This window comes from Paenibacillus tepidiphilus (assembly GCF_008635795.1).
Taxonomy (GTDB): Bacteria; Bacillota; Bacilli; order Paenibacillales; family Paenibacillaceae; genus Paenibacillus_AQ; species Paenibacillus_AQ tepidiphilus.
The window spans coordinates 423291-436031 of record NZ_VWRQ01000001.1 but is presented as its reverse complement, the minus strand read 5'-3'; the positions used below and the strand labels follow the sequence as shown (position 1 = coordinate 436031).

Here is a 12741-nt window from a genome sequence, read left to right as displayed (position 1 = left end):
AAAGGTTCATATAATAAGGAATGTCATGGACAATATAGGTCATTCGGTTTGTCTTTTTATTATATGAAATATTACTAATTTTAATTTCGGGAAAATGAAAGGTAAGGGTGTTCTTCGTAGTAGAACTATGAAGAGTATTAGATATTTGATAGGCATCATTAGTTGGCCCCCATGCCGGGACAATGATATCGTTGTATTGAATGATGTCAGTATCAAGCGCATTTGCCCTGTTATTCCCTGGCCCAATATCCAGAAGGGGAACGAGAAAAAATAGCATGGCGAAAAATAAACAAACTTTTGCTTTGAATTTTTTATACATATGAGTTCCTTCCCTTGTCATTCCCTTCACATCATCGGCAGCATCTTCGCTCTGCCATGGCGGATCGATTTGCCTGCTCTACCATGCCCAGTCTCCGTCCGGAGCAAGATTCAGGACCTCAACCACCTTCTCGTCCAATGGCTGACTGCCGGAGTCTGCAAAACGACGATCCGCAGCAGTAATAAACCCGCTGATCGTAGGCTGCCCAAACGATTCATATGCGGCATGCCGGATCTCATATTTTCCAACCTCAGTCAGCGTCAGATTCAGTTGATGCTCGTTGCCGCTGCTGAACATCACCCAGGACTCATCCGTGAAGCTGCCGTCATTATCGGAATCATAGCGATATTCCCAGCTGCGCTGATCAATGAAATCCCCATCAGGCGAAAAGGACAGATCGTCGATTGCTATGTTTGCCTTATTTCCGTTCAGCGGGTCCCGGTAGACCCTCCCAGGAACCGAAAAATAGATATGCGGCGGTTCATCGGGAGCAATCTCAAACGTAATTTCGCTGCTATCTTTATAGCCCAGTGTATTCTCTACGGATATGGTAGCCTTGTAGAGACCGGCCTGCTTAAAGAGTAGATCCTTTACCGTTCCCCCGTTTAAGCTTCCGCTGTATTTAATGGCTGCATTATCTCCTCCCGAGCCGGAGACAGCTGTAATGGTAATCACTGTCTTGGAATGGACAATCGGGTAATGCGTGGGACTGGTGCTTGTACTTCGCAATTCGACCTTTCGATTCTCCTTCAGCGTGCCGGCTACCTCTAAGCCTGCTTCAGGCAGCGGCTCAATGACCTCTACAAACGTCCCGGCATCATCGGTCATGAAATCATTATCGACAACCGTCAGTCCAATGGATTGTTGCCCCAGTCTGGTTGAAGGGTACCACAACGTAGCCTGCGCGCCGGTTGGAGTGTATCCCACGAAATTAGCGCCATCCGAGGCAAAATGATACCCGATAATTTTACCGTCCGGATCATATGAACCCGAGCCATTCGCTTGAACTTCATCACCAGCCTTAACAATTGGTGGAGCAAAAATCGAAGCCACAGGCGGCTTGCCTTTAGGAGTCGTTGGTTTCTCTACATCCGGGTAATCAATGCTGGGTTTGTCTTTGTAGACCTCGATGGTAGTATCTAAATTCATAAGCAAATCAGCGATGATCCCTGTTTTGGTAACCACCGGATTAATGAAGCGAACCCTTACAGAAAGTGCATACTTCTGCTGATAGTTTCCTGGTACGCCAGCGATCTTCTCCTTGGGTATTTTAAAAACAAAGGGTTTTCCTGTTGAATTGGATAGTGTTTTGGATGGGCTGACTTGGGTATCTGACAGTACCTTTTCTGCTTCTCTGGCGTAGAATACCCACTCTTTGATGTTTGAGGTGTCCGTATAATTTGCCAATTCTCCCTTTAAAGAAAGCTGTACCTCCACATCGGCATTGGCAAACTTCGCAGGATTAGGATCAGGCTTGAGCACTGATACATATCCGCTTAAATGTGGGCCTTCCGGCAAGGCGTAGTCGAAGGTAATATTGCCGGCATAGCTGTAGGTGGTGACTTTGGCGGTTGCTTTGTAGTAATAGGGTAAGGTCACATAATATAAACGGCCTTCTACCCACTCGCCTTTGTCAAAACCTTCGGGTACCTCTTCTTCTACATATCTGGCAGATGGTACCTTATAACTAATAATAAATTTGTTATTTTTAATACTCACAGTTGCTGTATCCCTTAGAACTTCTAAAGGGTTAAGTTTAATACTCGATTGTACAACATTTGAGTAAGGTACCGTCGTTGTTTCATCCTCTGTATACCAGTAAGCTGTGTCGGGAGCAGCAGGAACTGCCTTTGTCATTACAGGTGTTAAAGGAGGTTTACTAGAAGGAACTGAGGAGTCTCCCGCCTTAACATCATGGGTCTCATTGCGATCACGATCAGAATTATAGTCGTTAATCTGCCAACGTTTTCCGTCTGAATATCGCCAGATCGAGTTGCCTGGAGTAGTTAAAAAGTTCTGAATCAGCTTACTTCCATCAGGTTGAGTTACAAGATTTTTTCCTACAAGATTATAAGTTTTTTCTTGGGTATTGCCCTTTAGAGTGATTTTAATTTTCCCATTCTCAATAGCAATCGATCCAACTACACTATTATTCCCATTGTATTTAAGGGTGCCTGCCTTAATTGCTGAACTACTTACACCATTTGGAAGATCAATGATGAATGTTTTCGAACTATTTCCCGTTCCTATTAGTCCTGTTTGGGTCGGAATAGTCACTGAGGAGGATTTCGAATCGGCAGCTTGGACAAAATTTATAGATGGCTGCAATAAACAGCAAAACATGACCATTAAAAATGCAAAACAAATTGTTGTTTTTTTCATACTAATTACCTTTTGGCTGGGCAATCACTTTAAATGTTTGATTATTTGGGAGGTGAAGACTTATATAAAACTTTCCGAGAACATCATCATACAAAAAGGCTTGGTAGGTAGATAGTTTTTGGCCAGGATTAAGCTTCCAAGTCCACAAAGCATCTTTGCTATTTACGGTTTTAACAAGTTTTTGGGGCATGTTTGTAAAAGCCATTTCCCCAAAATATAATCGCCATTTGTCACTTAAATCTTTCGAGCTAAACTGCAAAACTGATTTACTGTTGTTTTCTATAGAAATTTTAGTCCATATAAAATATTTTTCATCCCCATAGTACCCGTATTTCTTAATCAGCTCTTGGGCTGTTTTAGACGCTGATTCATAAATCATAATTTTCTCAAGGGTGTAGCTAAACCCACCAGCAGTTATGGTAACCGGCAGATCCACAACCTTCTCCAGCCCATACTTCGAGAGATTATCTCTCATAATCGGCGCAGCCGTAGGCTTAGGCGCTGTGGTTGCCCCCGCCGAAGCTACAGCACCGGCAGCCGATGCCGTAACCCGGGTTATACCGTTTTGTTGGAAGGGTACCACTACAAATAACATCGAAGTTGCCAAAGCTGCTTTGAGCATTGTTTGTCCCATATATTTTTTCATTAATATCTATCCCCTCATTATGTATTTAAATTGTATATACCGTAACAATCTATACCTTCAGATAAGCCTCTTCATGCCCTCCTTTCTGCTTTTCATATAACATTACCGACGGAATCGTCGGTTTGTTGTCGTCGGCATCGTCGATTACGTCACGGACGACAGGAATGAGTATGGCGATGACGATGGCGACACAGAGAAACCCTATGGCGATGAACAGGCCTGTTGAGATCGCATCATTTTTCAATGGAAAGCTCTCCTCTCTATACATAATTTCATGGATTCAGCTTGTATTCCTGGACCGCCGGGACCCTAATCGGCCCCTGTGTCTTGGTTCTTGCGATAACCACCGGATGCTCCGTCTCAATGACGGCAATGACCGCCGGGCCTTGAAGGTATTTAGTGATGCCATAGGCCGGGTCCTCGTAGAGAAACGGAAAGCTCACCCCGGTCGACTCATCCACAACCTCGAACTTGATAATCCGCACCTGCTCATGAAACCGGCTGCCCGGCAAAGGCGTGAGAGACTCGTCCAATCCCATATTGAGCCGGAGAGACTTGTGAAAAGTAGCATACGCTTCGGTGTAATCAATCAGCAGCCGGCCTTGGGACAGGGCATTTCCATTCAGTTCCTGCGAGGCATCGTGTACGGCAATGTTACCGGCGTCCTTCAGCATGCTGCGCAGCATGTCCCACTCCTGATTCTGAATCTGAAACAGCCAGGAATACAGAAACACCACTAGCACGAAAGCAAGCTTAATAATATAGTCCATCGTGCAATACCATCCCTAATCAGTCGAGATATTCGCTCATAATTGAACCATGGCCGTAATAGCGGGTAGGCTGTGAAGCTCCCGAAAAATTATAGGGGAACAGATTCACCCGCGAGGCTGTCACATAGACATCAATGCGCTGTTTTCTTTGCTGCACAGAAGCAGTGCTGCTGGTGATCGAAATCGATGCCTCCGGTATGCCGACCGCCGCCAGATTTGCAATAACCTCGCTGCGCATAGAGTCGGTAACCCGCCCTTCCGTTGCCGCCTTCTGTGTGATATAGGAGGTGTTAGCTTTGACCTGCAGGTCGAGCAAGTAATCAATATACGTAAAAATCGGCTGCAAAATAATGAACAGCACCAGCCACATAAATAACGCCCGGAGGACGGTTTCCTTCACAGCGGCCGCCTCCTAATACTGCTCCACTTGTTTGGTGTGCGTAATAATATCATCCTGGCTTCCGCCAATCATATCCGTTGCCGCCGAAATGAATATCCCGGCAATGACAAAGCCGATAGCCAGAAATAACGCGATGGAAATCGTATCCTTGATCATAGCTCTAAGCCTCTAGCGTCAGATTGCCGTATATTTGTCCCGGCAGCTTCACTTCTTCAAGGAGCGAAGTCGATACGCCGGGAATGGTGGGCCGGTTATCGTCCGCGGCATTGATCACACTCCTTACGACAGGAATTAATACGGCGATGACTATGGCCACACACAGAAAACCTATCGCGATAAAAAGACCGGTAGAGATGGCATCCTTTTTCATTGTTAATATCTCCCTTTTCATTGTATATTTTTAAATCATGCTTGAAAATAACAAAAAATTGTATGCCGTATCCCTGCAGCTATCACTGAAACAGCCCTACGCCGTCAAAATTACCTTTAATCAGCAGAATGTATTGCATCGCCAGTGAGACAATCATCAGAAAGGTGGCGATCGAGGGTATCACATTGATAATCGTCGCGAGGTCACCGATTGTAGACCATTTCTTCAGGTATTGGTCGCTGGAGATTTTGGCAATGATCTGACCTTGCTCCCGCAGATAGTTCGCGGCTTCCGTATCATCATCCATCCCCTCGGTAGCGAGCAGGATCGAACGGATATCATTGATAAACGGATGCCCGGCAGGGAATTGTCCGCAGAACCATTCAATCGCCTGCTCCGTCCCTTCATCCACCGCGCGTTCGGACAGCTCATACAGATCCTGGCGGATGTGAAGGAAATGAGCGGCTACCCCGGTGCAGAAAGCGCCAAATTGCACATATCCCCGTTTGCGGAGCCGGTTGTTCTCGTATAGACGGATAAAAGAGATCAGTTCACCGTCCTTTTGAATCAGCGTCCGCCGTTGCAGCCAAGCCAGCAGCCAGCCAAACGGCAGATAACGGTTGGGACTGGTGACAAGCAGAATGAGCGCTGCAATGAGCAGCTCGGACAAAGACAGGGGAAGCTGCTTGATAAAGCCGCTGATGACCTTAAGCGCCAAATAAATCAAGGCTGCCGAATAGCGGAACAGTATTAATTTGCCGGCAGAGAGGGTCAGACCACTTTGATTGAGGGTTCTCTGCAGCTGCTCATTGTGGACCTTCTCCCCCAGCGCTTTCCACTTTATCCCGAGCCGGAGCATATACCGTTCCTGCTTACTGCTGCTGCTTACAAACACAAGCAATGCCAGGTACACAACACCCAGTACAGCCATTAATAGAAGTAATCTCTCCATCGTTCATCACCTTAGTGGTAGTCCAGTTTGGGCCTGGACAGTATGGTACTGATCAAGAAAGACACGAACAGGCCGGTAATGATCACCATCAGAAAGCTTAAACCGACCGTCGTTTGAAATTGCAGCTTGAAATACACGCTTGGCCGCAGCATGTACATAAAGGTTCCGACTGAAGCTACCAGCACGACGAGGTTCCCGTACAGCCCCAGGCTGATCGCATCCCTGCTGCCCGCTTTGACCGCGAGAATCGTCTCGCGCTGTTGTTCCATAGAGCGATTCAGCAGGAGCAGGGAGCTCTTGAGATGGCGGGTGCCCTCCTTCTCGCAGTACAATAAATCGGAGACAAATTCCACGGCAAAAGTAGTACCAATCGCCGCCGAGAAACGGCTTGCTTCCGCTGAAAGCTCATGCTCATTGCTGTAGTTGGCAAAAGCCGCTCCCAGCAGCCGCAGCGGAGTTCTCAGCACATTCTCTTCGCTGAGCAGTTCGCCTGTTCTGGACAAGATAGAATCGGCCGACAGATGGGTGAACTTTGCGGCAATTGTCGTGACTTCTAGCAGATCATAGCTTCCGCGCACCTGCCGCTGGGTATAGTTATACCGCATCCGCAAATAAGGAATGCTGGCCGAAATGATCGCCAGGAACAGCAGCAGCCGCCACGCCCCCTTTACAGGCCCGCCTTCGTTAAAGGCCATCCCTTCAAGAAAGGGATTATGAAAGCTCATTTGCCCCGGCAGCTCCTTCAGCGTCAGCAGGGCGGATAGAAATACCGCGGCAAACACGAACACGGTACGCATGGCGAACCGCAGCATGCTGATACCCGGCTCGTACTTGCGGTCCGCAAAATAAAGCAAATCATCCAGATGGCGGCTCAGACCCTTGCGGTTCTGCAGACCGCTGACTCTTTGTCCCACCCGGCTCCTCCCCGCGCTCAACCGGAAATCCACCTTCCGTCCAAACTGCTGCAGTTGCCGCTCAATCAGTGGTTTAATCAGCAGCCACAGACCGAGCACAACGATCAAGTGGAAGACGAAGCGGAGCAGGGATAACAGTAACGCCATGGCTAGCGCCTCCTCATTCGTTCAGAACGATTCTTGACTTTAGGCTTTCCTTAAGCGGTGCCACCATAGGTCTGTGCGCCGCCAGCCGATCCAGCTCAGCCTGCAGAATCCGCGCCGCCTGCGGCTTTTTCTTGATCATCTTCAGCATTAACGCTTTTGTCACTTGGTTGTTGTAGCTCCAGCCCCGGCTTTCTTCCTCCCAGCGCATAAGGTCGTTTGCGAATACCGAATTACGGTCTACATCATAGAACACCTCGGAAATCCGCACCAGCCGCTTCCGGCCTTCCCCCACACTCTCCAGAATGAACACCAGCTCGCATGACTTCAGTGCGGAGACCAGATGCCCCTTCAGGCTGCCGCCAATCCGTGTGGATACGGCAAAAGCCCCCTGGTACGGAATATCCTCCGAATCCACAGTATGAAAGGTACCCGTGATGCCGTCATAGCCTTTTTCGCCGCTCCACAAATAAAACTCCCATTCGTTGTAACGCATTTCCGTCATGTAGAGGATGTTCGGATCGTGGCGCAGCGACTCCACCCCTACTTCCATCAATTCTTCATTGGCAGCCTGGATCGGAATAATCCGGTGGCCTTTGATCTGGTACGGCAAAATCGACTCCGGATGCTTCTCGATCATCACCACTCCCATGCAGGAATCGGAACCGAGCAGTTGCTCACCGACAATGGTATTGGCAAACGTGGTCTTGCCCGAGCCTACGGCCCCGGCAATAATCGAATTACGGAACGTGCCCGTAAGGGCGCGAATCATCTCAATCGACTCGGCGGGAATACACTCCGTTCCGGCCTGATCCTCCAAATCCAGAAACTCCACCACCTGCCGCCGCAAAGAGATCGTGGTAAAGCCTTCCCAGACCCGCGGCGATACCCAGATCGCCAGACGGATGAAGCGCCCCGGCCACAGCGGGTCATCCATTTTAAATTCTACCGAAGGATTATCTTTGTTCAGTTTCTTGTCAGGGTCGCTCTTGAGCAAAGAGCGCTTCAGCTGCTCCACCCGGTCCAGCGAAGGCATTTCGTACGGATACGGAACAAATTTCCCCCGGTGATTGTAGAAAATCTGCCTGCCGATCATCTGCAGCCCAGTGGACTCACTGTAGGTCTTGTCGGTGAACCAGCGGTAGGCCGGCCCAAACCCCTTCCATTCGTGAAAAAGCGCCTCCGCCGCATTGCGGTACGCCTCCGGCACTTTGCCGGTGAACGGTGTCTTGCGCAAATATTTCTCAATCTCGTTCATGAAAAAGCTGACAGCCTGCGGATCGCCGATCAGCGCTTTGGCATTGAGCTCGAAGTAGCTCTCATTCTCCCGCTCCAGCCCGGCATTCATATCATTCTTCATCCGCTGCAGGAAGGCTTGAAAGTCCTCCTGCCCCGGCTTACTGGTACGCAGCACGCTCCGTTTCAGGGAAAACGGCTCTTCCATGTAATATTTGATCATTGGAAGATCCCCTTCTTCCGGACTTCCTGCGCCAGTCCAAGCGATACCAGCATCGCGTGTACCTTGTCGTCAACCTGCTGCAGCTCCTTTTTGCCCAGCGGCATACTGTCCATAAATGGCTGATAGTACGGCAATTCCAAGAGCAGCTCACAGCCGAACCGCTGCGCCATATTTTTGGGAGAAGTGATTTCATCGACATTGCTGCGGTTGATGAGCAATTGGAAATCCCGGGGCGCAAGATCCAGATGCCCGGCAAGCTCCAGCAAAGACTGAAGCCGGTATTCATGCTTGGGATGGCTAACCAGTAAATGAAGTGCCGACTGCTGCATTCCCACATACCAGGCTGCACTTTCCGGAATAGAACCGAAATCGGCAATGACCACATCCGCGTGCTCTCCGGCCACCGACAGCAGATATTCAATTTCCTCCTCTTGATAGTCCTGGGCACTTAAATAATCACAATTGCCGGGCAGATAAAGATACCCCTCCACCTTCACAAAACGCTCTATATCTACGGCATGCAGCATCTTGCCGGTCAGACGCGGCCGCAGCTTGTCCAGACTGACCGGGGTCCTGCGGTCATAACCGGGGTCATAGACATTAAGGCCCAGGACAATGACGCGCAATCCGGCGGCGGCAATTCTCCGGGCAAAAAGCCTGGCCATGCTGGTGCACCCGATGCCAGGTCCGGAACCGAAAAATCCGACGATATTGCGGCGCTGGGCATATTCGTCTTCCAGGATGCACCTCAGCTTGTCCAGAATCGCCGACGAGGTGGCACGGGGCGGTACAAACCAAATCCCCAGGCTTTCGCAGAGCATATGGACTGCCTGATAACCCCGCACACCCTTCTGCAGATAAACAAACAGTAAGGAGGTCTCCGGATAACTCTGGCGGAGCCCATGCAGATCCGCGACAGACACGCGGTCGCTGGTTACCATCAGCAGATGTCCTTCGGTCTGCTGCGGATCAGGCAGCACATTTTGGGTGATAACGGTATATCCGGCAAGCTTGATTTCATTGACCGTCAGCTGGTCGAGGCCAAGACTGAATAATTTCATGTTGGTCATCCTCCTTCCATAATCCTGTTATTGCACACGTACTATCCACAGCTTCATTCCTTGCTCCAGGTATTGGCCCAACTGCTCCCCTTCGCTTTTCTTTAGCTTAAGCTCCGGGGCGGCGACTTTACCGGTTGAAGTAATCCGGTTGTTGTTGTTCCCGTTCTCACTGTCGAGCACATCGTTGTTGTCTTCCGAGCGTACATAATTCACCGTGACCCCGCTCAGAAACAGATTGGACCGGGAATCCTCCGGCGGCACAGTCTCTGTTCCAGCAGGACTGATCACTGCCGGGTTTGATGCAGCTGGACCTGCCGCTTGTGAACCGTTCAGGCCAGGCGCCACGTCGGAACCTGCTGGATCTGGACTAAGGGGTGCTGAGCTTGTCGCCGCAATACCCGGCGCACCGCCTTTGCCGTCCAGCCCCATCCCTGATGCGGCGACAGTGCTGTACCCGGCTGCATGGTTATCACGTGATTCCCCTTCCACGAGATAAATATCCACCCTGTCCTTACTGCGGAGGGAGCCGTTGATGGCATATATCGCTTCCTGGGGAATCGGAAAGATACCTTCATCCTGCCGCGGGGCCAGATCGCTAACATCCACCAAGGCCCCCGTAAGAATGCTGCCGTCCGTCAAATCGGTATTGGTCATCTTATACTCGGCCCGGGAAAGCTCAGTTACGGCATCTGAGGGGACATCCTTGGTCTGCACCGAATCCAGGTACAGGTCCCCCGGCTGAAGCACATAATTCCGCGGCAGATAACCGCCGGCTCCAGCCTTCACCTTGACCACTGTTTGCGACAGGATATACGGCTTGAAATAGAGATCATATCCCAGCAGGCCCCCGAAGCCGATCAGCAGGATAAGAAAAGCAAAGAAATAGTTGCGTTTAAGAACTGTTCCGCGCTGCGAAGCCAAGCTTATCCCTTCTTTCGTTCTTTTCTGTGCATGACAAAACACACTTTGGCCTACGTCGCCAAAATGCCGGTAAAAATGCTTTTTTTACCTGATAGGAGAAGTTATGAGTTATAGGGGAGGCAAAAATAACCCTGAGGGAACTGCGGAGCCCAAGCGACTCCGGCTGAAGAAGAAGGTCGGTGAAAGCCGCCGCACAAAGTCAGACACGGCTGCAAAGGCGGGCTTTCACCGGTGAGAAGTTAATTGAATACTACGGTCTTGTTGTGATGGACGAGAATCCGGTCCTCGATATGCCATTTGACGGCACGGGCAAGCACGACCCGCTCTATGGTGCGCCCGATGCGCTTGAGCTCGTTTACGTCGTCGCTATGACTGACCCGCTGGACGTCCTGTTCGATAATCGGACCGCCGTCGAGTTCTTCGGTCACATAATGGGCGGTCGCACCGATGATCTTGACTCCGCGCTGATAGGCCTGGGCATAAGGCTTGCCGCCGACAAACGCCGGAAGGAACGAATGGTGGATATTGATAATCCGGTGGCGGTAATGCTCAATGAACGAAGGGGAGATAATCTGCATATACCGGGCCAGGATAATAACGTCTATATCGTTTCCGATGACCGCAAGCTGCCGCCCTTCCGCTTCCTTCTTCGTCTCCGCCGTAACCGGAATATGATGGAACGGTATGCCAAAAGACTCCACATAGGTCTGCATATCCGTGTGGTTGCTCACGACCATGGCAATATCGGCATCCAGATCGCCGGCCTGCCATTGCCAGAGCAGCTCAACGAGACAATGGTCTTCCTTGGATACGAAGATCGCCAGCCGTTTCTTATGGCTGACATTGAAGATTTGCCAATCCATCTTGAAGCGCAGCGCTACCCCTTCGAAGACTTTACGCAATTCTTCCAGCCGCCGGGCCAGATCCGGAAGATCAAACTCGACTCTCATAAAGAACATCCCGCCGTCGGGATCAATGGTATACTGGTCCGACTGTACGATATTGGCGCCGTTCTGGAACAAAAAATCCGATACGGCCGCAACGATTCCCGGTCCATCGGGACAGGATATGAGCATCCGCGCCCGGTTGGGGTGTTGTCCGCTTGTTGAATGATCTCTCTTCACATGCAATTCCATAGGTGCTGTCCATCCTCTCATCTGCTTGCGCATTGCTTGATGTATTCTTAAGCGTTAACCAGCAGCTGCTTGCCGGACAAATAGGCGATCAGCCGTTGGTTCAAGGCTTCCTCGCTCAGTTCCGGGAAGAGGCCCGCGGCTGCCACATTGTCATAGAGCCGTTCCAGCGGCTCGCGTGGATCTGCCTTCTTGGCCTTGGCATCGTTCTTGAGCAGCTGCCATACATCAAGCACATACTGACGGCCTTCAATCTCCTGTTTGGCAAAGAAGCTGTGCAGGGCTTCCACATCCTCCAGGAATTTCGGGCCAAAACGTTCGGCTACACTGCCGCGCAGCAGGGCAATCTCCACTTCGTACATCGGACGCACCGTCTTGGCATCCTTACCGATCCACGGAGTTTCCAGAATAAAAGGCAGGCCTTGCAGCAGCTCGTGATGAACAACCTTGCTGATCGTCTCATAGCCGATCCAGCCGGTGCCGATTGGCGTATGCCGGTCTTTGCCCGCCCCGCAAGGGTTCTTGCTGTCATTGATATGGACTACACCCAGCCGTTTAAGACCGATAATCTCATCAAACTTGCGCAGAACGCCATCCAAATCGCCAACAATATCGTACCCGGCATCGTGGATATGGCAGGTGTCCAGGCAAATCGACAGCCGCTCATTATGTACGACTTTATCAATGATTGAGGCAATTTCCTCAAAGTTGCGCCCGATTTCGGTACCCTTGCCGGCCATGGTCTCCAGGGCGATGTGTACTTCCGTCTCATTCGTCCCTCCGAGCACTTCGTTAAGCCCGTCGGCAATCCGCTGGACACCGTATTCGGCATCCTTGTCGGTATACGCTCCCGGATGGAGCACAATATGCTTCACGTCCAGCGCATGCGTCCGGCGGATTTCCTCCTGGAGAAAGTCAACCGCCAGCTGATAGGTATGATTCTTGTAGGAGCCCAGGTTGATGATGTAGGGGGCGTGAACCACAATCTCTTCTACCCCATTTGCTTTCATCGTCGCCTTGCCTTCATCGGGGAACATGGCCTCAATCGGCTTGCGCCGCGTATTCTGGGGCGCACCCGTATATATCATAAACGAACTGGAACCATATTCATTGGCCTCATTGGCTGCGCTCAGCAGACCCTTGTCCGCGCAGGACACATGTGAACCTATTTTCAGCATGCCTTTATCCCTCTTTCCTTCACGAATTAACCCTTATTCTACCGTGATCGGGAGAAGAAATCTAGGCAAGCCCCTAACGCCAGTCCTCCGCT

At 50.5% G+C, this 12741-nt stretch carries 14 protein-coding genes; all 14 read right to left on the bottom strand.

All coding sequences use genetic code 11. From position 1 onward, the window contains the following. Positions 1–397: 397 nt before the first annotated feature. Positions 398–2701 (bottom strand): hypothetical protein, encoded by a 2304-nt coding sequence (locus tag F1379_RS01965; RefSeq protein WP_150265740.1) that lies wholly within the window; start codon positions 2699–2701, stop codon positions 398–400. Between the two features lies 1 nt (position 2702). After that, complete coding sequence (locus F1379_RS01960) at positions 2703–3347, bottom strand: hypothetical protein (RefSeq protein ID WP_150265738.1); 645 nt, start codon at positions 3345–3347, stop codon at positions 2703–2705. A gap of 49 nt (positions 3348–3396) precedes the next feature. Continuing rightward, a complete protein-coding gene (locus F1379_RS01955; protein ID WP_150265736.1) occupies positions 3397–3591 on the bottom strand; it encodes a hypothetical protein in 195 nt (64 codons plus the stop codon). A gap of 28 nt (positions 3592–3619) precedes the next feature. Continuing rightward, positions 3620–4117 (bottom strand): hypothetical protein, encoded by a 498-nt coding sequence (locus F1379_RS01950; protein ID WP_150265734.1) that lies wholly within the window; start codon positions 4115–4117, stop codon positions 3620–3622. A 19-nt stretch (positions 4118–4136) separates the two neighbouring features. Beyond that, a complete protein-coding gene (locus F1379_RS01945) occupies positions 4137–4517 on the bottom strand; it encodes a hypothetical protein (RefSeq protein WP_150265731.1) in 381 nt (126 codons plus the stop codon). Between the two features lie 12 nt (positions 4518–4529). Continuing rightward, positions 4530–4673, bottom strand: a complete 144-nt coding sequence (locus F1379_RS29675; RefSeq protein WP_162551055.1) for a hypothetical protein — start codon at positions 4671–4673, stop codon at positions 4530–4532. 4 nt (positions 4674–4677) lie between these two features. Further along, the gene (locus F1379_RS01940) at positions 4678–4887 is read right to left on the bottom strand and encodes a hypothetical protein (protein ID WP_150265729.1); all 210 of its coding nucleotides are present in this window, start codon (positions 4885–4887) and stop codon (positions 4678–4680) included. 82 nt (positions 4888–4969) lie between these two features. Further along, a complete protein-coding gene (locus F1379_RS01935; RefSeq protein ID WP_150265727.1) occupies positions 4970–5839 on the bottom strand; it encodes a hypothetical protein in 870 nt (289 codons plus the stop codon). 11 nt (positions 5840–5850) lie between these two features. Next, entirely contained in the window at positions 5851–6900 is a 1050-nt protein-coding gene (locus tag F1379_RS01930) for a hypothetical protein (protein ID WP_150265725.1), read from the bottom strand. 13 nt (positions 6901–6913) lie between these two features. After that, positions 6914–8356: a P-loop NTPase family protein gene (locus F1379_RS01925; RefSeq protein ID WP_150265723.1), complete on the bottom strand. Its 1443-nt coding sequence runs from the start codon at positions 8354–8356 to the stop codon at positions 6914–6916. Next, positions 8353–9417 (bottom strand): P-loop NTPase family protein, encoded by a 1065-nt coding sequence (locus F1379_RS01920; protein ID WP_150265721.1) that lies wholly within the window; start codon positions 9415–9417, stop codon positions 8353–8355. Before F1379_RS01920 ends, F1379_RS01925 begins: the two co-directional genes overlap by 4 nt. A gap of 27 nt (positions 9418–9444) precedes the next feature. Beyond that, a complete protein-coding gene (locus F1379_RS01915) occupies positions 9445–10338 on the bottom strand; it encodes a hypothetical protein (protein ID WP_150265719.1) in 894 nt (297 codons plus the stop codon). Between the two features lie 239 nt (positions 10339–10577). Continuing rightward, on the bottom strand, positions 10578–11474 hold the full coding sequence (gene purU, locus F1379_RS01910) for a formyltetrahydrofolate deformylase (RefSeq protein WP_150265717.1): 897 nt from the start codon (positions 11472–11474) through the stop codon (positions 10578–10580). Positions 11475–11521: 47 nt separating this feature from the next. After that, a complete protein-coding gene (locus tag F1379_RS01905; RefSeq protein WP_150265715.1) occupies positions 11522–12649 on the bottom strand; it encodes a deoxyribonuclease IV in 1128 nt (375 codons plus the stop codon). Positions 12650–12741 lie beyond the last annotated feature (92 nt).